Source organism: Micromonospora sp. GCM10011542, from assembly GCF_042650685.1.
Classification (GTDB): domain Bacteria; phylum Actinomycetota; class Actinomycetes; order Mycobacteriales; family Micromonosporaceae; genus Micromonospora.
In genome coordinates, this window is the sequence record NZ_JBHSBO010000024.1 from 13,050 (window position 1) to 32,520 (window position 19,471).

The 19,471-nt window shown below is 73.3% G+C and carries 22 protein-coding genes; 15 read left to right on the plus strand and 7 right to left on the minus strand.

Annotation, left to right across the window (positions count from 1 at the left end):
- Positions 1–40: 40 nt before the first annotated feature.
- On the plus strand, positions 41–1,186 hold the full coding sequence (gene dnaJ, locus ACFOW4_RS07405; protein WP_377525770.1) for a molecular chaperone DnaJ: 1,146 nt from the start codon (positions 41–43) through the stop codon (positions 1,184–1,186).
- A gap of 1 nt (position 1,187) precedes the next feature.
- Entirely contained in the window at positions 1,188–1,922 is a 735-nt protein-coding gene (locus ACFOW4_RS07410) for a 16S rRNA (uracil(1498)-N(3))-methyltransferase (RefSeq protein ID WP_377525687.1), read from the plus strand.
- Between the two features lie 10 nt (positions 1,923–1,932).
- Here ACFOW4_RS07410 and ppk2 read toward each other — a convergent pair whose 3' ends face one another.
- Positions 1,933–2,844 (minus strand): polyphosphate kinase 2, encoded by a 912-nt coding sequence (gene ppk2, locus ACFOW4_RS07415; protein ID WP_377525689.1) that lies wholly within the window; start codon positions 2,842–2,844, stop codon positions 1,933–1,935.
- Between the two features lie 68 nt (positions 2,845–2,912).
- Entirely contained in the window at positions 2,913–3,674 is a 762-nt protein-coding gene (locus ACFOW4_RS07420) for an SDR family NAD(P)-dependent oxidoreductase (RefSeq protein WP_377525691.1), read from the minus strand.
- Between the two features lie 134 nt (positions 3,675–3,808).
- On the opposite strand from ACFOW4_RS07420, the gene ACFOW4_RS07425 reads away from it, so the two are divergent.
- The 7 genes from ACFOW4_RS07425 (at position 3,809) to era (ending at position 9,903) form a co-directional block, all read left to right on the plus strand.
- The gene (locus tag ACFOW4_RS07425; protein WP_377525693.1) at positions 3,809–4,168 is read left to right on the plus strand and encodes a histidine triad nucleotide-binding protein; all 360 of its coding nucleotides are present in this window, start codon (positions 3,809–3,811) and stop codon (positions 4,166–4,168) included.
- Positions 4,165–5,550, plus strand: a complete 1,386-nt coding sequence (locus ACFOW4_RS07430) for a serine hydrolase domain-containing protein (protein WP_377525695.1) — start codon at positions 4,165–4,167, stop codon at positions 5,548–5,550. The genes ACFOW4_RS07425 and ACFOW4_RS07430 overlap by 4 nt, the downstream gene beginning before the upstream one ends.
- Positions 5,551–5,683: 133 nt before the next feature.
- Complete coding sequence (locus ACFOW4_RS07435; RefSeq protein ID WP_377525696.1) at positions 5,684–6,739, plus strand: PhoH family protein; 1,056 nt, start codon at positions 5,684–5,686, stop codon at positions 6,737–6,739.
- A 15-nt stretch (positions 6,740–6,754) separates the two neighbouring features.
- Entirely contained in the window at positions 6,755–7,228 is a 474-nt protein-coding gene (ybeY, locus tag ACFOW4_RS07440) for an rRNA maturation RNase YbeY (protein ID WP_007463954.1), read from the plus strand.
- Positions 7,204–8,619 carry a hemolysin family protein gene (locus ACFOW4_RS07445; protein WP_377525772.1) on the plus strand — a complete coding sequence of 472 codons (1,416 nt, stop codon included), beginning with the start codon at positions 7,204–7,206 and terminating at the stop codon, positions 8,617–8,619. The genes ybeY and ACFOW4_RS07445 overlap by 25 nt, the downstream gene beginning before the upstream one ends.
- Positions 8,612–8,998 carry a cytidine deaminase gene (locus ACFOW4_RS07450; RefSeq protein ID WP_377525698.1) on the plus strand — a complete coding sequence of 129 codons (387 nt, stop codon included), beginning with the start codon at positions 8,612–8,614 and terminating at the stop codon, positions 8,996–8,998. The genes ACFOW4_RS07445 and ACFOW4_RS07450 overlap by 8 nt, the downstream gene beginning before the upstream one ends.
- Positions 8,995–9,903 carry a GTPase Era gene (gene era / locus ACFOW4_RS07455; RefSeq protein ID WP_377525700.1) on the plus strand — a complete coding sequence of 303 codons (909 nt, stop codon included), beginning with the start codon at positions 8,995–8,997 and terminating at the stop codon, positions 9,901–9,903. Before ACFOW4_RS07450 ends, era begins: the two co-directional genes overlap by 4 nt.
- A gap of 76 nt (positions 9,904–9,979) precedes the next feature.
- Here the strand turns inward: era and ACFOW4_RS07460 are convergent, their stop codons facing one another.
- The gene (locus ACFOW4_RS07460) at positions 9,980–10,792 is read right to left on the minus strand and encodes a DUF4097 domain-containing protein (RefSeq protein ID WP_377525702.1); all 813 of its coding nucleotides are present in this window, start codon (positions 10,790–10,792) and stop codon (positions 9,980–9,982) included.
- A gap of 102 nt (positions 10,793–10,894) precedes the next feature.
- Between ACFOW4_RS07460 and recO the strand changes: the two genes are divergently transcribed.
- From recO to ACFOW4_RS07485, 5 genes are all read left to right on the plus strand, one after another.
- A complete protein-coding gene (gene recO, locus ACFOW4_RS07465; RefSeq protein ID WP_377525704.1) occupies positions 10,895–11,770 on the plus strand; it encodes a DNA repair protein RecO in 876 nt (291 codons plus the stop codon).
- An 8-nt stretch (positions 11,771–11,778) separates the two neighbouring features.
- The gene (locus tag ACFOW4_RS07470) at positions 11,779–12,579 is read left to right on the plus strand and encodes an isoprenyl transferase (RefSeq protein ID WP_377525774.1); all 801 of its coding nucleotides are present in this window, start codon (positions 11,779–11,781) and stop codon (positions 12,577–12,579) included.
- Between the two features lie 69 nt (positions 12,580–12,648).
- On the plus strand, positions 12,649–12,834 hold the full coding sequence (locus tag ACFOW4_RS07475) for a hypothetical protein (RefSeq protein WP_377525706.1): 186 nt from the start codon (positions 12,649–12,651) through the stop codon (positions 12,832–12,834).
- Positions 12,835–13,149: 315 nt separating this feature from the next.
- Complete coding sequence (locus tag ACFOW4_RS07480) at positions 13,150–13,350, plus strand: thioredoxin reductase (protein ID WP_377525708.1); 201 nt, start codon at positions 13,150–13,152, stop codon at positions 13,348–13,350.
- Positions 13,347–14,108: a pirin family protein gene (locus ACFOW4_RS07485; RefSeq protein WP_377525710.1), complete on the plus strand. Its 762-nt coding sequence runs from the start codon at positions 13,347–13,349 to the stop codon at positions 14,106–14,108. The genes ACFOW4_RS07480 and ACFOW4_RS07485 overlap by 4 nt, the downstream gene beginning before the upstream one ends.
- A gap of 9 nt (positions 14,109–14,117) precedes the next feature.
- On the opposite strand, the gene gndA is transcribed toward ACFOW4_RS07485, so the two are convergent.
- A complete protein-coding gene (gene gndA, locus ACFOW4_RS07490) occupies positions 14,118–15,560 on the minus strand; it encodes an NADP-dependent phosphogluconate dehydrogenase (RefSeq protein WP_377525712.1) in 1,443 nt (480 codons plus the stop codon).
- A gap of 442 nt (positions 15,561–16,002) precedes the next feature.
- On the opposite strand from gndA, the gene ACFOW4_RS07495 reads away from it, so the two are divergent.
- Positions 16,003–16,269: a hypothetical protein gene (locus tag ACFOW4_RS07495; protein WP_377525713.1), complete on the plus strand. Its 267-nt coding sequence runs from the start codon at positions 16,003–16,005 to the stop codon at positions 16,267–16,269.
- A gap of 137 nt (positions 16,270–16,406) precedes the next feature.
- Here ACFOW4_RS07495 and ACFOW4_RS07500 read toward each other — a convergent pair whose 3' ends face one another.
- From ACFOW4_RS07500 to ACFOW4_RS07510, 3 genes are all read right to left on the minus strand, one after another.
- Positions 16,407–17,207, minus strand: a complete 801-nt coding sequence (locus ACFOW4_RS07500) for an energy-coupling factor transporter transmembrane component T family protein (protein ID WP_377525715.1) — start codon at positions 17,205–17,207, stop codon at positions 16,407–16,409.
- 97 nt (positions 17,208–17,304) lie between these two features.
- The gene (locus tag ACFOW4_RS07505) at positions 17,305–18,720 is read right to left on the minus strand and encodes an ABC transporter ATP-binding protein (protein ID WP_377525717.1); all 1,416 of its coding nucleotides are present in this window, start codon (positions 18,718–18,720) and stop codon (positions 17,305–17,307) included.
- A 126-nt stretch (positions 18,721–18,846) separates the two neighbouring features.
- A complete protein-coding gene (locus ACFOW4_RS07510; protein ID WP_377525720.1) occupies positions 18,847–19,437 on the minus strand; it encodes an ECF transporter S component in 591 nt (196 codons plus the stop codon).
- Between the last annotated feature and the right edge of the window lie 34 nt (positions 19,438–19,471).

Genomic DNA, 19,471 nt, shown 5'->3' on the forward strand with positions numbered 1-19,471 from the left:
ACCGGCGCAACGCGAGACGAACATGAGGACACGGAACGCAGTGGCCAGGGACTACTACGGCATCCTCGGTGTGAGCCGGGAAGCCTCCGACGACGAGATCAAGCGTGCCTACCGCAAGCTGGCGCGCCAGTTCCACCCGGACGTCAATCCGGACCCGGAGGCACAGGAGAAGTTCAAGGACATCAACGCCGCGTACGAGGTCCTCTCGGACGATCGGAAACGGCAGATCGTCGACCTGGGCGGCGACCCCCTCGCCCCCGGTGGCGGCGGCGCCGGTGGCCCGGGTGGCCCCGGCGGGGCCGGCCCGTTCGTCGGTTTCCAGGACATCATGGACGCGTTCTTCGGTGGCGCGGCCGGTGGCGCGCGCGGCCCGCGTCCGCGCACCCGGCCGGGCGCCGACGCGATCCTGCGGCTTGAGCTCGACCTGCACGAGACGGCGTTCGGCGTCGAGGCGCCGATCACGGTCGACACCGCGGTGCTCTGCACCACCTGCTCCGGCGCCGGCACCGCCGCCGGCACCCACCTGGCCACCTGTGAGGCGTGCGGCGGCCGGGGCGAGGTGCAGTCGGTACAGCGCACCTTCCTCGGCCAGGTCGTGTCGGCTCGCCCGTGCACCGTCTGCCAGGGCTACGGCACCACCATCCCGCACCCCTGCCCCACCTGCGCGGGCGACGGCCGGGTGCGTACCCGCCGGTCGCTGACCGTCAAGATCCCGGCCGGTGTCGAGGACGGCATGCGGATCCGGCTGGCGCAGCAGGGCGAGGTGGGCCCGGGTGGCGGCACCGCCGGCGACCTCTACGTGGAGATCCACGAGCGCCCGCACGACGTCTACTCGCGCAAGGGCGACGACCTGCACTGCCGGGTCACCGTGCCGATGACCGCCGCGGCGCTCGGCACCCGACTCACGATCAAGACGCTGGACAGCGAGGAGACCGTCGACGTGAAGGCCGGCACGCAGCCGGCCAGCACACTGCGGTTGCGCGCCCGGGGCGTGCCGCACCTGCGCGGCACCGGCCGCGGCGACCTCTACGTGCACCTGGACGTGCGGACGCCCACCAAGCTGGACGCCGACCAGGAGAAGATGCTGCGCGACTTCGCCAAGACCCGCGGCGAGGAGGTCGCCGAGCTGACCAAGCAGGGCGGCTTCTTCTCCCGCATGCGCGACGCCTTCAACGGCCACGCCTGACGTGTCCGCGCCGCTGTTCCTGGTCGAGTCGCTGCCCACCGCCGACTCGATGACCCTCGACGGCCCCGAGGGTCATCACGCCGCCACCGTGCAACGGTTGCGGGTGGGCGAGGAACTGCTGCTCGCCGACGGCCGGGGCGGCACGGCGACCGCCGTGGTCACGGCCGTCGGCCGGGGCAGCCTCGAACTCGACGTCACCAGCCGGGGGTACGTGGACGCGCCCGTCCCCCGGTTGGTCGTGGTGCAGGGCATCGCCAAGGGCGACCGGGGCGAGCTGGCCGTGCAGGCGATGACCGAGGTCGGGGTGGACGAGATCGTGCCCTGGTCCGCCTCCCGCTCGGTGACCCAGTGGCGCGGCGAGCGGGGCGTACGGGCCCGGGAAAAATGGGTCGCGACCGCCCGGGAGGCTGCCAAGCAGGCTCGCCGGGCGTGGCTGCCGGTGGTGGCCGGCGCCCCGGACGAGTCCACCGCCACCGTGGCCCGCCGCATCGCCGGTGCCGCCGCCGCGTTCGTGCTGCACGAGGAGGCCGGCGACCGGCTGACCACGGCCGACCTGCCGACCGCCGGGGAGATCGTGCTGGTGGTCGGCCCGGAGGGTGGCATCGCCTCCGCCGAGCTGACCGCGTTCCGCGAGGCCGGTGCGAAGCCCGTACGACTCGGCCCGGCGGTCCTGCGTACCTCCACCGCCGGCGTGGCCGCTCTCAGCGTCCTCTCCACCCGCCTGTCCCGCTGGTAGCTCCGCAGGGTCAGGGGCGGGGGAAGACCGGCACGGGCTCCTCCTCGGGGTTCAGGTCCAGCCCTGCCGGGCCGATGATCAGCGGGTCCGGCGTGCCGACCACCGCCGGGTCCTTGCCGGCGTACTCGAAGCGGTGCAGCACGTGCCGCATCGCCTCGATCCGGGCCCGCTTCTTGTCGTTGCTCTTCACCACCGTCCACGGCGCGTCGGCGGTGTCGGTCCAGAAGAACATCGCCTCCTTGGCCTCGGTGTACTCGTCCCACCGGTCCAGCGAGGCGATGTCCATCGGAGACAGCTTCCACTGCCGCACCGGGTCGACCTGGCGGATGGCGAAGCGGGTGCGCTGCTCGTTGCGCGACACCGAGAACCAGAACTTGACCAGCCGGATGCCGGAGCGCACCAGCATCCGTTCCAGCTCCGGGGCCTGGCGGAGGAACTCCAGGTACTCCTTGCGGGTGCAGAAGCCCATCACCCGCTCCACCCCGGCCCGGTTGTACCAGGAGCGGTCGAAGAGCACGATCTCACCGGCCGCCGGCAGGTGCGCCAGCCAGCGCTGGAAGTACCACTGGCCGGACTCCCGCTCGTCGGGCTTGGCCAACGCCACCACCGAGGCGCCGCGCGGGTTCAGGTGCTCCATGAACCGCTTGATGGTGCCGCCCTTGCCGGCCGCGTCCCGGCCCTCGAAGAGGATCACCAGCCGCTCACCGGACTCCTTGATCCAGTCCTGGAGCTTGAGCAGTTCGATCTGGAGCAGCCGCTTGTGGTGGTCGTACTCGTCGCGGTCCATCCGCTCGTCGTACGGGTAGTCCTCGCGCCAGGTCTCGACGGGGGTGCCGTCGGGACGCAGCAGGACCGGATCGTTGTCGTGACCGTCGACCACCCGGTAGTCGGCGGAGAGGTCCAGCAGCGTGGAGTCGCCCATGCCGGAGAGACTTACCCCCGGCGGGCGGGCACCCCACCTCCCGGCGGCCGGCCGTTCGCCCGGCGTGGTCAGCTGCGCAGGTAGGACGCGCCGTTGAGGTCGACGATGGTGCCGGACGCCCACTCGGCCTGCGGCGAGGCCAGCCAGTGCACCGCGGCGGCGATCTCCTCCGGCCGGGCCACCCGGTCGAAGGGGCTCTGCGCCCGGATCGCCGCGCCGCGCTCACCGCGCAGGTGCTCGGTGGTCATGTCGGTCTCGACGAAACCCGGCGCGACGGTGGCGACGGCGATGCCGTACGGGGCCAGGGCCACCGCGAGGGACTGACCCAGCGCGTTCAGGCCCGCCTTGCTCGCCCCGTACGCCGGCTGGTCCGGCTCGCCCCGGAACGCGCCCCGGGACGAGACGTTGACGATCCGCCCGCCGCGCCCGCGCATGTGCTGGGCGGCGCACCAGGTGACGTTGCCCGCGCCGGTCAGGTTGGTCTCCACCACCTGCCGCCACTGCCGCTGCCACTCGTCGTACGAGGCACCGAAGATCGGGTGCGGGGCGTCCCGCTCGCCGTACACCCCGGCGTTGTTGACCAGCACGTCCAGCCCGCCGAGCAGCTCGGCGGCCCGGTCCACCATGGCGCGGACGGCGTCCGGGTCGGTGAGGTCGGCGCGGACCACCACGTGCCCGTCACCCGGTAGCTGGGCGCGCAGGGCCTCGGCCGCGTCGGCCGAGTCGCGGTGGTGGATCGCCACCCGGTCGCCGCCGGCCGCGAACGCCGCCGCCACCGCCCGGCCGATGCCGCGCGAGGCCCCGGTCACCAGTACCGCCCGATCCGTCATGCCGGCCATCCTGCCGCAACCCACACAGATGTAAGGAGGGGCCCCTTCCTCTACCGCAGGCGATAACAAGGGGCCCTTGCCAACGGTCCGGCGGCGCATGCCGGAGCGCCCCCGTTCGTCCTTACACTGCCCCGATGGGATCCGACTGCCTGTTCTGCCGCATCGTCGCCGGGGAGATCCCGGCCACCGTGGTCCGCGAGACCGCCAGCACCCTCGCCTTTCGCGACATCGACGCGAAGGCGCCGGTGCACGTCCTGGTGATTCCGAAGGAGCACTACGCCGACGTGGCCACCCTCGCCCAGGGTGACCCGGCGCTGGCCGCCGAGGTGCTGGCCACGGCCGCCGCCGTGGCCGAGGAGGAGGGCCTGCTCGGCGACGGCTTCCGGCTGATGTTCAACACCGGCGCGTACGGCGGGCAGGAGGTGTTCCACGTGCACGCGCACCTGCTCGGCGGTGCCCCGCTCGGCCCGATGCTCGCCCGGGACCTGACGTGAGCACCGAGCCCGGCGCGAACGACCGGCTGGCCCGGCTGGTCCGCCGGGTGCAGGCGCAGGGGCGGGTCCCGGCGGTGTCGGCGGCCCTGCACCGGGCCGACCGGCCGCTGTGGAGCTGCACCGTCGGCGGCACCGGCACCGACGCGGCGCTCGACGCGCGTACCCAGTTCCGGATCGGCTCGGTCACCAAGACCTTCACGGCGGTGCTCGTCCTGCAGTGCCGCGACGACGGGCTGCTCGACCTGGACGACCCGGTCGGTCGGTACCTGGACCTGCCGGCGCACGGCGAGCTGACCGTACGCCGGCTGCTGTCGCACACCGGTGGCCTGCAACGCGAGCCGTACGGCGACGTCTGGGACACCCTGCGCGCGCCGGACGCGCGGCGGCTGGTCGGCGAGCTGGACCGGGCCGAGCGGGTGCTGCCTCCGGCCCGTCGCTTCCACTACTCCAACCTGGGGCTGGCCGTGCTCGGGCAGTTGGTGGCCCGGCTGCGTGGCGGCGGTTGGGCGCAGGTGCTCGCCGAGCGGGTCCTGACACCCCTGGGACTGACCGACACCACCGTGACCCCCGGGCCGGCAGCGGCCACCGGGTTCCTGGTCGACGCGTACTCCGACGAGGCGCACCCGGAGCCGCCGACGGACTTCGGCGCGGTCGGCCCGGCCGCCCAGCTCTGGAGCACGGCCACCGACATGGCCCGCTGGGCGGCGTTCCTCGCCGACCCGGCGGCGCTCGACCCGGCCGGCGCGGTGCTCGCCCCGGGCACCCTGGACGAGATGCGCTGGCCGCTGACCACCACCGACGAGACGCTCTGGAGCGCCGGCTTCGGGCTGGGGCTGATCCTGGTTCCGCAGGGCGAGCGGGTGCTGCACGTCGGGCACGACGGCGCGATGCCGGGTTTCCTGGCCGCCGTGTACGGCCGGCGGGGCGGCGAGGGCACGGCCGGGGCGATGGGTTGCGCGGTGCTCGGCTCCTCCGGCACCGCCGCCGAGCTGTTCGACCTGCCGCACGCGCTGCTGGCCGCCGCGGTCGAGCACGACCCGGCCGAGGTCGAGCCCTGGCGGCCCGGGCCGCCGGCCCCGGCGGCGCTGCGCGGACTGCTCGGCCGCTGGTGGGGTGAGGGCTTCGAGTACGTCTTCTCCTGGCACGACGGCGCCCTGCGGGCCCGGGGCGCCGGTGACCCGCCGGGGCGCCCGCCGGCGGTCTTCACACCGCTGCCGGACCGGCCGGACGTGTTCCGGACGGTCTCCGGGCGGGAGGCCGGTGAGCTGCTCCGGTTGACCCGGGACGAGCGCGGGACGGTGGTCCGGATGCACTGGGCGACCTACCGGTTCACCCGTACCCAGGAGACCTTCGACCGGTACGACTTCCGAGCCGGCGGTTGATCGCGGCCAGCGGAAATGGACGCGGTGCGGGCCGCGTTGAACCGATACGATGGGGGTTAACGTCCGCACGCCGTGCCAGCAGGGCCGGCGCCGAGAGCGAGAGCAGGTGGCGCAGGGCCCTTCGGCCCGACCTATGACCGGCACCCCACCTCCCGGCCCGCCCCGGGTGCAGACCAGGATCACCGTGCCCGACTCGAAGATCATGGTCAATCTGCTCGGCGCGGGCGACGAGATTCTGCGACTCGTCGAACGCTCGGTCAACAGTGACGTGCACGTCCGCGGCAACGAGATCACCATCACCGGTGCCCCCGCGGACAACGCCCTCGCCGAGCGGGTCTTTAGTGAGCTGCTCGAACTCATCGAGAAAGGCGAGACCCTGACCACTGACGCCGTCCGGCGTACCGTCGGCATGCTCGAGCAGGGCAGTGCCGAGCGGCCCGCCGAGGTTCTCACGCTCAACATCCTCTCGCGGCGCGGGCGCACCATCCGCCCCAAGACGCTGGGTCAGAAGCGCTACGTCGACGCGATCGACTCGCACACCATCGTCTTCGGCATCGGCCCCGCCGGCACCGGCAAGACCTACCTGGCCATGGCCAAGGCCGTGCAGGCGCTGCAGGCCAAGCAGGTGAACCGGATCATCCTGACCCGGCCGGCGGTGGAGGCGGGGGAGCGGCTGGGCTTCCTGCCCGGAACGCTCAACGAGAAGATCGACCCCTACCTGCGCCCGCTCTACGACGCGCTGCACGACATGCTCGACCCGGAGTCGATCCCGAAGTTGATGGCCGCGGGCACCATCGAGGTCGCCCCGCTGGCCTACATGCGGGGCAGGACGTTGAACGACGCGTTCATCATCCTCGACGAGGCGCAGAACACCACGCCCGAGCAGATGAAGATGTTCCTGACCCGGCTCGGCTTCAATTCCAAGATCGTCGTCACCGGTGACGTCACCCAGGTGGACCTTCCCGGCGGGACGACCAGCGGCCTGCGGGTCGTCCGGGAGATCCTGGAAAACGTGGAGGACGTGCACTTCTCCCAGCTCTCCAGCTCCGACGTGGTCCGCCACCAGCTGGTCGGGGAGATCGTCGACGCGTACGCCCGCTGGGACGCCGAGCGGGAGAACCAGCAGGCGCAGGGCGTCCATGCCATGCCGGGGCGACCCGCTCAGGGCCGGGCCGGCCGGCGCCGCTAAAGCAGAGGAAAGCAGTTGTCCATCGAGATCGCCAACGAGTCCGGTGTCGAGGTTGACACCGACGCCGTGCTCGCCGTCGCCCGCCACGCCCTCGACGAGATGGGGGTCAACCCCCTCGCCGAGCTGTCCGTGCTGCTGGTCGACATCGACTACATGACCGAACTGAACCACCGCTGGATGGGTGGCGACGGGCCGACCGACGTGCTCGCCTTCCCCATGGACGAGGGCAGCGTCGACCACGGCCCGGGCGAGAGCGCCCCGGCGGGCGGCGAGCCGGCCCTCCTCGGTGACATCGTGCTCTGCCCGGAGGTGGCGGCCAAGCAGGCGGCCACCGCCGGGCACGCCTCCGCCGACGAGCTGCACCTGCTCACCGTGCACGGGGTGCTGCACCTGCTCGGCTACGACCACGCCGAGCCGGAGGAGGAGCGGGAGATGTTCGCGCTCCAGGCCCGACTGCTGGCGAGCTGGCGGTCGACCCGCACCCAGTGATGCCCACCCCGCTCCTGGCGGCCGGCCCCACGGCCGGCCTGCCTGACCTGCAACTGATCGTCTTCGCGGCGGGCCTCGTGGTGCTCGCCGGCGTGATCGCGATGACCGAGGCCGCGCTGGCCGCGGTCTCCCCGGCCCGGGCCGCCGAGCTGGCCCGGGACGGGGCGCGTGGCGCCCGTACCCTCCAGGTCGTCGCCGGCGACGTGGTCCGGCACCTCAACCTGCTGCTGCTGCTCCGGCTGCTCGCCGAGCTGACCGCCACCACCCTGGTGGCGCTGGTCGCGGTGGACACCTTCGGCGCCGGCTGGCGCGCCGCCCTGGTCACCGCCGGGGCGATGACCGTGGTCAGCTTCGTGGTGGTCGGGGTCGCCCCGCGCACCATCGGCCGGCAGCACGCGTACGCGGTCGGCCGGGCCGTGGCGCCACTGGTGCGCTGGCTGGGCCGGGCGCTCAATCCCCTCGCCTCGCTGCTGATCCTGATCGGCAACGCGGTCACCCCCGGGCGCGGCTTCCGGGAGGGGCCGTTCGCCACCCAGCTGGAGCTGCGTGAGCTGGTCGACCTGGCCGAGCAGCGCGGCGTTGTCGAGCACGGCGAGCGGCAGATGATCCACTCGGTCTTCGCGCTCGGCGAGACCATCGCCCGTGAGGTGATGGTGCCCCGCACCGAGATGGTGTGGATCGAGGAGGGCAAGACCCTCGCGCAGGCGCTGGCGCTCTTCCTGCGCTCCGGCTTCTCCCGCATCCCAGTGATCGGTGAGAGCGTCGACGACGTGCTGGGGGTGCTCTACCTCAAGGACCTGATCCGGCGTTCCCGCGGCGGCGACCCGGCCGCCGAGCAGTTGCCGGTGGCCGAGCTGATGCGCCCGGCCACCTTCGTACCGGAGTCCAAGCCGGTCGACGACCTGCTGTCGGAGATGCAGGCCGCCCGCAACCACCTCGTCATCGTCGTCGACGAGTACGGCGGCACCGGCGGCCTGGTCACCATCGAGGACATCCTGGAGGAGATCGTCGGCGAGATCACCGACGAGTACGATGTCGAACGCCCGCCGGTCGAACGCCTCGCGGACTCCTCGGTGCGGGTCACGGCCCGCCTACCGGTGGAGAACCTGGGCGAGCTGTTCGACACGGACCTGCCCACCGACGAGGTGGAGACGGTCGGTGGGCTGCTCGCCCAGTCGCTGGGGCGGGTGCCGATCCCCGGGGCGCAGGCCGAGGTGGCCGGCCTCCGGTTGATCGCCGAGGGCACCACCGGCCGGCGCAACCGGATAGACACCGTCCTGGTCACCCGGGCGGAGTCGACCGACGAGCAGGACGGCCCGGGGCGCGGCGAGCACGCCGACCCCCGCGGTGACCAGAACCGAGACGATGAGAGGCAACCCGCCGATGCCTGAGACACCCGCCGCGCCCGCCGCCCGGCCCAGTCCGTCCGCGCCGGCCCCGCTGAGCGCCGAGGACGGCAAGCTGGTCGTCCTGGCCCGCGGGGCACGTGGGCGGATCGGCGCGGTCGAGGGCGCCGCGGTACGCGATCAGGACGGCCGGACGTACGCGGCGGCCAGCGTCTCGCTGCCGTCGTTGACCCTGACCGCGCTGCAGTTGGCCGTCGCGTCGGCGGTGGCGGCCGGGGCGAGCCGGCTGGAGGCGGCGGTGGTGGTGACCGAGGCGTCGACGCTGGACGGCGCCGGGTGCGCCGCGGTGCGTGACCTCACCGCCGACGCGCCGATCCACCTGGCCGCGCCGGACGGCGCCGTGCTCGGCACGGTGACCCAGTGACCGGGGGCGTCCGGGATCCGCAGCAGCCGGCGTACCGGGCCGGTTTCGGCTGTTTCGTCGGGCGACCCAACGCCGGCAAGTCGACGCTGACCAACGCCATCGTCGGCACCAAGATCGCGATCACCTCCAACAAGCCGCAGACCACCCGGCACGTCATCCGGGCCGTGCTCCACCGACCGGATTCGCAGCTCGTCCTGGTCGACACCCCGGGTCTGCACCGCCCCCGTACGCTGCTCGGCGAGCGCCTCAACGACCTGGTCCGCTCGACCTGGACCGAGGTCGACGTGATCGGCCTGTGCATCCCGGCGAACGAGCCGGTCGGTCGGGGCGACCGGTTCATCAGCGGCGAACTGGCCGAGCTGAAGGCGACCGTGCTGGCGGTGGTCACCAAGACCGACCTGGTGGACAAGCGCCGGCTGGCCGAGCAACTGCTCGCGGTGAGCGAGATGGGCGAGTTCGCCGCCGTGGTGCCGGTGAGCGCGGTCTCCGGGCACCAGGTCGACACCCTGGTCGACGTGATGACCGGCTACCTGCCGGAGTCTCCGCAGCTCTACCCGGACGACATGCTCACCGACGACCCCGAGCAGGTGCTGGTCGCCGAGCTGATCCGGGAGGCCGCCCTGGAAGGGGTCCGCGACGAGCTGCCGCACTCCATCGCCGTGGTGGTGGAGGAGATGATCCCCGAGGGTCAGCTCACGAAGATCTACGCCGACCTGTACGTCGAGCGGCCCAGCCAGAAGGCGATCGTGCTCGGCCACAAGGCGAGCCGGCTCAAGGAGGTCGGCACCAACGCCCGCCGGCAGATCGAGGAGTTGCTCGGCACCCGGGTCTACCTGGACCTGCACGTTCGGGTGGCGAAGGAATGGCAGCGCGACCCGAAGCAGCTGCGCAAGCTCGGCTTCTGACCGACCGGGCCGGCCGGGCGCCCGCCCGGCCGTCCCGCCGGCGCGGCACCGGCCTCCCGTGGGCGCCGCGGCCGGCTCAGCGCTGGCTGATCGTGAGGTTGCCGCTGTCCGCCGAGGCGTCGATCGACAGGGACGCGGCCGGATCGTCGGCGATGGTGACGCGGGCATCACCGGACCCGGTGCTGGTCCGCACCCGGTACTTCGCTGCCGGCACCAGCAGCGTCACGTCGCCGCTGGAGGCGTGCGTCCGGGCCGAGGCGGGGGCGTCCAGCTCCACCGTGACGTTGCCGGAGGTCGCCTCGGCGTCCACACCGGCGGCCAGCCGTCGCGCGGCGATGTCGCCGGAGGTGGCGCGCAACCGGACCGTCGCGGCGGCCTGGGTCACCTCGATGTTGCCCGACCGGGTCTCCAGGTCGAGAGGGCCGGAGGCGCCGTTCACGCGCAGGTCGCCCGAGTCCAGCCGGAAGCGCGCCGCGCCGACCCGGGTCAGCTCCACGTCGCCGGAGCCGGTCTCGCCCTGCACGGCCACGCCCTCGGGCACGATCACCTCGTAGGAGATGCTGCACCGCGAGCCGCAGTCGGTGTCCAGCACGAGCTCGCTGCCCTTGATCTCGTAGCGCGTGTTGTCGGGTTCGCCGCCCTGGTAGCGCACCACCCGCTTGATCCGTACCTCGGACGCGGTGCCCGTGCCCCGCACCACCACGTCGCCCGCTCCGGGCAGCACCTGGATCGTGGTGATCCGTGCCGACTCGGTGTCGTCGTAGTCGAGCCGCCGGAACGACAGGTTGTCGCACCCGGCGAGCAGGATGAGGACGGTGGTCATGCCCAGTGCGACGGGGGCGGCGGCGCGACCACGGGGGCCGGCGGTGGTGATCCGGTGCAGTGCCATGGCGAGCACGCTACGGCCGGTCGCGCCCGGGGCACATCGGGGTTCGTCCGCCCGCCGACCCCGAACCGACCCTGATTTCGCACCCCGAGGGAGAATGGTCCGATGGCCGGGTACCGCCGACAGCTCTACCGCGACGACGCGGTGGTGCTGCGTGTGCAGAAGCTCGGCGAGTCCGACCGCATCATCACCCTGCTCACCCGCCGGCACGGCCGGCTGCGCGCGGTCGCCCGGGGCATCCGCCGCACCACCAGCAAGTTCGGCGCCCGGCTGGAGCCGTTCGGCCACGTCGACCTGCAGCTCGCCGGCGACCCGAAGGGCAACCACGGCAGCTCGCTGCACACCGTCAGCCAGGTCGAGGGGATTGACCTGTACGGCAAGCGGTTCCTCGGCGACTACCCCCGCTACACGGCGGCCAGCGCCATCGCCGAGACGGCGGAGCGACTGACCCCGGTCGAGCGGGAGCCGTCGCTGCGGCTGTTCCAGCTCACCCTGGGCGCGCTCAAGGCGCTGTCCCGGGGCGAGCACGCCACCACCTTGGTGCTCGACGCGTACCTGCTGCGCGGGATGGCCCTCGCCGGCTGGGCACCGGCGTTGATCGCCTGCGCGGTCTGCGGCACCCCCGGGCGGCACCGGGCGTTCTCCGTACCGGCCGGCGGCGCGGTCTGCCCGGACTGCCGGCCGCCCGGCGCGGCCCACCCCGCACCGGCCACCATCGACCTGATGTCCGCGCTGACCACCGGCGACTGGGTGCTCGCCGATGCCACCGATACCGGGGTACGGCGGGAGTGCAGCGGGCTGGTCGCGGCGCACCTGCAGTGGCACCTGGAACGCGCGCTACGCTCGCTGCCGCTGGTCGACCGGGGTGCCCCGGTGACCGGCACGGTCCCGCCGCAGGGCGGCGCCGGGGCCGTGGTGGCCCCGCCGCGCGGTGACGTGGGGGCCGGCGCGGACGGTGCGAGCAGGGAGAGAGCTGAGTGATCCGATCGATGAGGGCCGGCCGGCGCGAGCCGACGCCGCCGACGCCACACCCGTCGGGCGCCCGACCGCCGGCGCTGCCCGCCGAGGCGGTGCCCCGGCACGTCGCCGTGGTGATGGACGGCAACGGCCGGTGGGCCAAGGAGCGCGGGCTGCCCCGCACCAAGGGCCACGAGGCGGGGGAGGCCAGCCTCTTCGACACCATCGAGGGCGCCATCGAGATGGGCATCCCGTACCTGTCGGCGTACGCGTTCTCCACCGAGAACTGGCGGCGCTCCCCGGATGAGGTCCGGTTCCTGATGGGGTTCAACCGCGACGTCATCCGCCGTCGCCGCGACCAGTTGGTCGACCTGGGCGTGCGGGTGGTCTGGTCCGGCCGCCCCGGGCGGCTGTGGAAGAGCGTCATCTCCGAGTTGCAGACCGCCGAGGAGATGTCCCGCGGCAACTCCACACTGACCCTGCAGTTCTGCGTCAACTACGGCGGGCACGCGGAGATCGGCGACGCCGCGGCAGCCATCGCCCGCGACGTGGCGGCCGGCCGGCTGGACCCGGCGAAGGTCACCGAGAAGACCGTGGCGAAGTACCTCTACCACCCGGAGATCCCCGAGGTGGACCTCTTCCTGCGCCCCTCCGGCGAGGAACGGATCTCCAACTTCCTGCTCTGGCAGAGCGCGTACGCCGAGCTGGTCTTCCTCGGCACTCTCTGGCCGGACTTCGACCGCCGCCACCTCTGGTACGCCTGCGAGCTGTACGCCCAGCGCGATCGACGCTTCGGCGGCGCACTGCCCAATCCGGTCGCCCCGCCCCGCTGAGCGCAGGCTTACCGCACGGTCACGCGGGGTATCACCTTTCTCAGAACCCACTGACGGAGGTGAACCCACATGATTCAGAAGCGCATTGCCCAGTGGGCGTTGATGGCGATCGCGGTGCCGCTGGCCGCGGCCGGCGCCCGTCGGGTCAGCCACACGCTGGAGGCCAGGCGCGGTCCCTCCGGGGTGACCCGCCTGCTCAACAAAGGCGCCGACATGCTGCGTCCGCAGAAGGCGAAGCGCCGCCGCTTCTGGTGACGCACCGACGCCGGCGCCGCCCCCGCACCCCCGGGGGGCGGCGCCGAGCCGTACCTTCCGGCGACAGCGGCACCGAGTGGAGCACCACGGCTGTCACAGGAGCGTCCAGACGTACCTGCCGTTCCACCCACCCCCGCAGCACACCGCCGAGCGACTGGGCGCCCCACCACAACGCCGTCGTCGGGACGTGCGTGGCCGTGCAGGCGGCACTGGCCGGTTTCGGGTTGGCGGGCGGTGGGAGGCCGGTAGGGTCGGGCGGAGTAGGGACAGCGTCGGGCGGGGGTGGGGATGCGGGATCTCCGGTACAAGATGATCATGGCGTTGAACGCAGCCGACCTGGGCGATCCGATCTGTGAGCAGGTGGCCGAGATCTGCGCCGAGATCGCCGAGCAGCACTGCGCCGAGTTCGGTCACACGCCGCAGGTGCGCTCCGGCGAGATCTCCGAACTGGCCACCGGCGAGCCGGCCCTGACCTGGGCGCCGACGCCGGCCGACACCCGGCAGCGTGCGTGGTGACCGCACCCGCTCCGTCGGTCGACGTACGCCGGGCGGAGGACCGCTTCGCCACCAAGATCTCCTGGCTGGACTCGAAGCACTCCTTCTCGTTCTCCCGGCACTACGACCCGGCCAACACCCACCACGGGCTCCTGCTGGTCAACAACGACGACGTGGTCCGCCCCGGCGCCGGCTTCGAGACCCACCCGCACCAGGACATGGAGATCGTCACCTGGGTGCTGCGTGGCTCGCTGGTGCACCAGGACTCCACCGGGCACTCCGGCGTCATCTATCCCGGCCTGGCCCAGCGGATGAGCGCCGGCACAGGCATCCTGCACTCCGAGAAGAACGACGCCTGGCGGCTCAGCGGCCAGTCGCCGCACACCGACCCGGTGCACTTCGTGCAGATGTGGGTGCTTCCCGACGAGGCGGGCGTCGATCCCGGCTACGAGCAGTTGGAGATCGAGGATCAGCTCCTCCGCGGTGACCTGGTGCCGATCGCCTCGGGCATGGAGCGCTACGACGGGGCCTCGGCGATCCGGATCCGCAACCGCTACGCCACCCTGCACGCCGCCCGGCTCACCCCCGGCGACGAGGTGACCCTGCCGGACGCGCCCTTCGTGCACCTCTACGTGCCCAACGGCACGGTGACCCTCGAGGACAGCGGCCCGCTCGGCACCGGCGACGCGGCCCGGCTCACCATGACCGGTGGCCGCCGCGTCACCGCCGACGAGCCGGCCGAGATCCTGGTCTGGGAGATGCACGCCACCATCGCCTGACCCCGCCGATCAGGCGGGGGATTCGGTGCGGTTCCCGGCCCAGGTGGTGTGGAACGAACCCTCGCGGTCGACCCGCTGGTAGGTGTGCGCACCGAAGTTGTCACGCAGGCCCTGAATCAGCGCGGCCGGCAGCCGCTCGGCGCGCAGCGCGTCGAAGTAGGCCAGCGACGAGGAGAAGGCGGGCGTCGGCACCCCGGCATGGACGGCGTCCGCCACCACCCGCCGCCAACTCGGCACGCCCGCGCTGACCGCCTCGGCGAAGTACGGTGCCACCAGCAGCGTCGGCAGCTCCGGCTGCTCGTCGTACGCCTCGCGGATCCGGTCCAGGAAGCGGGCCCGGATGATGCAGCCGCCCCGCCAGATGGTGGCCGTGCCGCCCAGGTCGATGTCCCAGTCGTACTCCCGGCTGCCGGCCTTGATGTGGTCGAAACCCTGCGCGTACGCGACGATCTTCGAGGCGAGCAGGGCCCGGCGGACGTCCTCGATGAACGCCTCCCGGTCGGCCACCTGCCACTTCTCCCCGGCGTCCGGGAACGTCCGGCGGGCCGCGTCCCGCTGGCCGACGTGCCCGGACAGCGAGCGGGCGAAGGTCGCCTCGGCGATCCCGGTGATCGGGATGCCCAGGTCCAGCGCGCTCTGCACGGTCCACCGACCGGTGCCCTTCTGCTCGGCGCGGTCCTGCACCACGTCCACGAAGGACCGGCCGGTGGCGGCGTCGCGGTGCGACAGCACGTCGGAGGTGATCTCGATGAGGAAGGACTCCAGCTCGCCGTCGTTCCAGCCCCGGAAGATCTCCGCGATCTCCGCCGGGTCCGTGCGTAGCCCTGCCCGGAGCAGGTCGTACGCCTCGGCGATGAGCTGCATGTCGGCGTACTCGATGCCGTTGTGCACCATCTTGACGAAGTGCCCGGCGCCGTCCGGCCCGATGTGGCGGCAGCAGGGCACCCCGTCGACCTGGGCGGCGATCTTCTCGAACATCGGCCCGAGCTTCGCGTACGACTCGACCGAACCGCCGGGCATGATGCTCGGCCCGAGCAGTGCACCTTCCTCGCCACCGGAGACGCCGGTGCCGACGAAGTGCAGCCCGTGCGCCCGCAGCGACTCCTCCCGGCGACGGGTGTCGGCGAAGTGCGCGTTGCCGCAGTCGACGACGATGTCGCCCGCCTCGAGCAGCGGCACCAGTTCGTCGATGACCGCGTCGGTCGGGCCGCCGGCCTTGACCATGACGATGACCGCCCGGGGCCGTTCCAGCGACGCGACGAAGTCGGCCATCGACTCGCCCGGCACGAAGGTGCCCTCGTCGCCGTGCTCGGCGACCAGGCTGCGCGTGCGCTCCGGCGAGCGGTTGTGCACCGCCACGGTGAAGCCGTTGCGGGCCAGGTTGCGGGCCAGGTTGCGACCCATCACCGCCAGCCCGGTCACACCGATCTGCGCCGTCGCCTGCTCAGCCATCCGTGCCGCCACCTCTCGCCGTCGCACCTGCCGTGCTGCGACCGTATCGCGCCGGGGGCCCACCGGGGTCGCGTCGTCGACAGCCGGTGACCGTACGGTCGCGTCACGGTGTCAACCGGGACACCCAGCCCGAACCGGAATGCGATCAGCGTGCCGGTGACCGTGCTCCGGAAAATGGCTGCGCCGGTGCGCGGGAATCCGATAGCGTGCGGGCATGCGCAACTGACGCCCCATCTTCGAGCCGGCCCGCCGCCCCGCGCCGCGGCCCGTGCGCTCCCGGGCGTCCGCATCGCATCAGCCGCGCAGGCGGTGGTGCCTTCGGTGGTCGACCCCGGTGAGCAGTCCCTCCCGTTCGACCGTCGTGCCTCGGCGGTCAGACCGCAGCAGACCGTCCGCCGGAACGCGGGACCGGCCGGGACGATCAGCAGCCGAAGGAGATGCCATGCCTGCCAAGCGCACCAGCAAGCCCCGTACCGCCGGGCGCACGACGCCCGCCGCGTACCCGGCACCGACCGACGTCGACCGGCCGCCGGTGCCACCGGTCGTACCGGTGCCCGACCTGCCCGCCGTGGACCTGGCCGCCGTCGAGCCACCGGCGCGGCCGGCGGCGCCGACCGCCGGACCGCCGCTGGCGGGTGGAAACCGCGCCGGCGGTGGCCGGAGCCAGCGGGCCGGCCAGACCCGCCGGTACGCCTTCCGGCGCAGCTGACCGGCCCCGTTGGGGCCGCCGTCGGGTAACGACGGCGGCCCCACCGCCGCTCAGTGGTCGACGCAGCAGGGGTGCGGCCCGCTGGGATCGCCGTCGTCGGACCCGCCGGGCGGCCGGAACCCGCGACGTCGCGGCGGTCAGCCGATCAGCGGGCGGAAGGTGCCGAGCAAGACGCTGGCGGTGAGGGCGGCGCCGGCCAGGACCGCGGCGCCGGCGATCAGCAGTGCGTCGGCAGGCGTGAAGCGCTGACGGCGGGCCACGGTACGCGGCGTGCCGGCGTCGAAGCCCCGCGCGTCCATCGCCACCGCCAGCCGGGTGCCCCGGCGGATCGCCCCGACCAGCAGCGCGAACGCGGTGGAGGTGAACAGCCGCAGCTTCGCCACCGGGTTGCGTCCGGCGTCCACCCCGCGCGCCCGACGGGCCATGCTGATCATCTGCCACTCCTGCCCGAGCAGCGGCACCAGGCGGAACGCGGCCAGCGCGCCGATGGCGAAGCGGGCCGGCGCCTTCGTGTTCTGGATCAGCGCGTCGGCCAGGTCGGTGGGGTCAGTGGTGGCGAAGACGATCACGCCGGGCAGGGCCACCGCGAGCAGTCGCAGCACCAGGCCGAGGGCGGTGAGCAGGACCCCGGTGGTGACCAGCACCGGCCCCGCGTCGAGCAGGATCCGGCCGGACCGGTCGGCGGCGAAGAGCACCAGGGTGACCAGGATGCCGGCCGCGCTGACCAGCAGCGGCCAGGCTCGCCGGGCCAGCACCCGGTAGCGGATGCCGAACAGCGGCAGCACGGCGAACTCCACCGCGATGGCGATCGCCGGCGCCACCGGGTCCAGGGTGGCCAGCAGGGTGAACGAGAAGACCAGTGCGGCGGCGAGCTTCGCCACCGGGTTACGCCGGGCCAGCGGCGCCCCGGGCGCGGCCACCGGCTCGATGCTGATCATGGGCGCCACCTCCGCCCGGTGTCGGCCACGCCGACGTGCCGCGCCGGCCGCGTGACGGTCGACTCGCGATGGTGTGTGCCGGTCGGCTGCGCGGCGGTCACGGCCGCTCCAGGGTCACGGTGCGGTCGGCGAGCGCGGCCACGAAGTCCGGGTCGTGGGTGACGGTGAGCACGCCGTGCCCGGCGTCGCGCAGGTCGGCGAAGAGGTCGACCAGCTCGCGCCAGGTCCGCCGGTCCTGTCCGAAGGTGGGTTCGTCGCAGATCAGCAGGCGGGGCGCGGTGGCCAGGGCCGTCGCCACGCTCAGCCGCCGCGCCTCGCCACCGGAGAGGGTGTACGGGTTGGCGGCGGCCAGCCGGTCCAGGCGCAGCCGCTCCAGCAGCGTGGCCACGATGTCCTTGACGACGGGTTCGGGTTGGCCGGTCCGGCGTGGGCCGAGCGCCAGCTCGTCGTGGACGGTGCCGGTGACGAACTGGTGCTCCGGGTCCTGGAAGACCGACCCGATCCGGCGGGCCAGCGCGGGCGCCCGCCACCGGTGCGGCGCGGTGCGGAGGTCCGGCCCGGCCAGCTCGGCGCTCGGGACGACCCGGCCGGTGCCGGGTTTGAGCAGGCCGCCGAGCAGCAGCGCCAGGGTGGACTTGCCGGCGCCGTTCGGGCCGCGTACGGCGAGCGCCTCGCCCGCGCGTACCTCCAGGTCGGTGGGGCCCAGCCGGGGCGGCAGGCCGAGCCGGTCGGCGGTGAGCAGCAGCTCGCCGGCGGCGGCGGTGGCCCGCCGGGGCGCGATGGGGTGCCCGGGCACCCAGACGCCCTCGGCGGCGAGGGCGGCGCCGTGCGCGGCGAAGACCGCCTCGGGCGTGCCGTCGGCGCGCACGCCGCCGCCGGGCTCCAGGACGACCACCCGGTCGACCAGCGGCAGCGCCTCGGCGACCCGGTGCTCCACCAGGATCAGCGTGGTGTCGGCGTCCAGCGCGTCGGCGACGGCCCGCCGGACCAGGTCGGCGCCGGCCGGGTCCAGGTTGGCGGTCGGCTCGTCGAGCAGCAGCAGGTCGGGGCGCAGGGCCAGCGCGCCGGCCAGCGCGAGGCGCTGCTGCTCGCCGCCGGAGAGCGCCGCGGTGGGTCGGTCCCGGTGGTAGGGGAAGCCGACGCGGCGCAACGCCTCGTCCACCCGGGGCCAGATCTCCCCGGTCGGCACCCCCCGGTTCTCCAGCCCGAACGCGACGTCGTCCCCGCAGCGGGCCATCACCAGCTGGGTCTCCGGGTCCTGGAAGACGATGCCGACCCGCTCGCGGCCCTTGCGCGGGTCGAGCCCGTCGATCTCGACGGTGCCCTCCTGCTCGCCGGAGTCCTCGGGCAGCAGCCCAGCCAGCGCGGCGAGCAGGGTGCTCTTGCCCGCCCCCGAGGGGCCCAGCAGCAGCACCCGCTCGCCGGCCGCGACGCGCAGGTCCACCCCGCGTACCGCCCAGGCCTTCCGCCCGGCGTGCCGCCACCCGAACCCCCGCAGCGCAACCCCGCTCACCACACCCCTCCCTCCGCCGCCGTGCCGTCCGCCCCGCCCCACCCTGCTCCGTTGATCATGAGGTTGACGGCGGTTCCGGAGATCCATCCGCCCGTCAACCTCATGATCGACGAGGTGGGGAGGGGGTCAGATCAGGGCGCGGTCGCGGCCGACCGGGAAGCGGTCGAGGACGCCGGTGTTGGCCAGGGCGCGGGTGAGCAACCAGCCGCCGACGCCGGCGATGATCGTGGCGCTGACGATGGTGAGCAGCGCGTACGGGATCCGGTAGTCGGCCAGGTCGTAGTCGACGTTCCAGACGAAGAAGTCGAACAGCGCGGCGCTCACGCCGGTGAGCGCGCCGGCCAGCACCGCGGTCGGCAGCCGGAACGACCGGTACCGGAAGGCCGCGAAGGCCAACTCGGCCCCGAGGCCCTGCACGATGCCCTGCGGGATGACCGTGGCGGCCCACTGGCTGCCCAGCAGCGCGGAGAGGACCGCGGCCACCGTCTCGCAGTAGAGCGCGGCGCCGGGCTTTCGGATCACCAGGCCGCCGAGGACGGCCGGCATCAGCCAGATGCCGTAGAGCAGGGTCTGCGCCGGTGGGAAGAAGGCGAACGCCCCCTCGGTGGCGCTCCAGACCAGGCCCCAGGCCCAGAAGATGACGCCGAAGGCGACCGCGATCACCGAGGCGACCACGATGTCGATGGTGCGCCAACGGTTGGTGTCGCTGTGCTGCATGTGGATGCTCCCAGTTCTGCTTGCGAACCAGGAG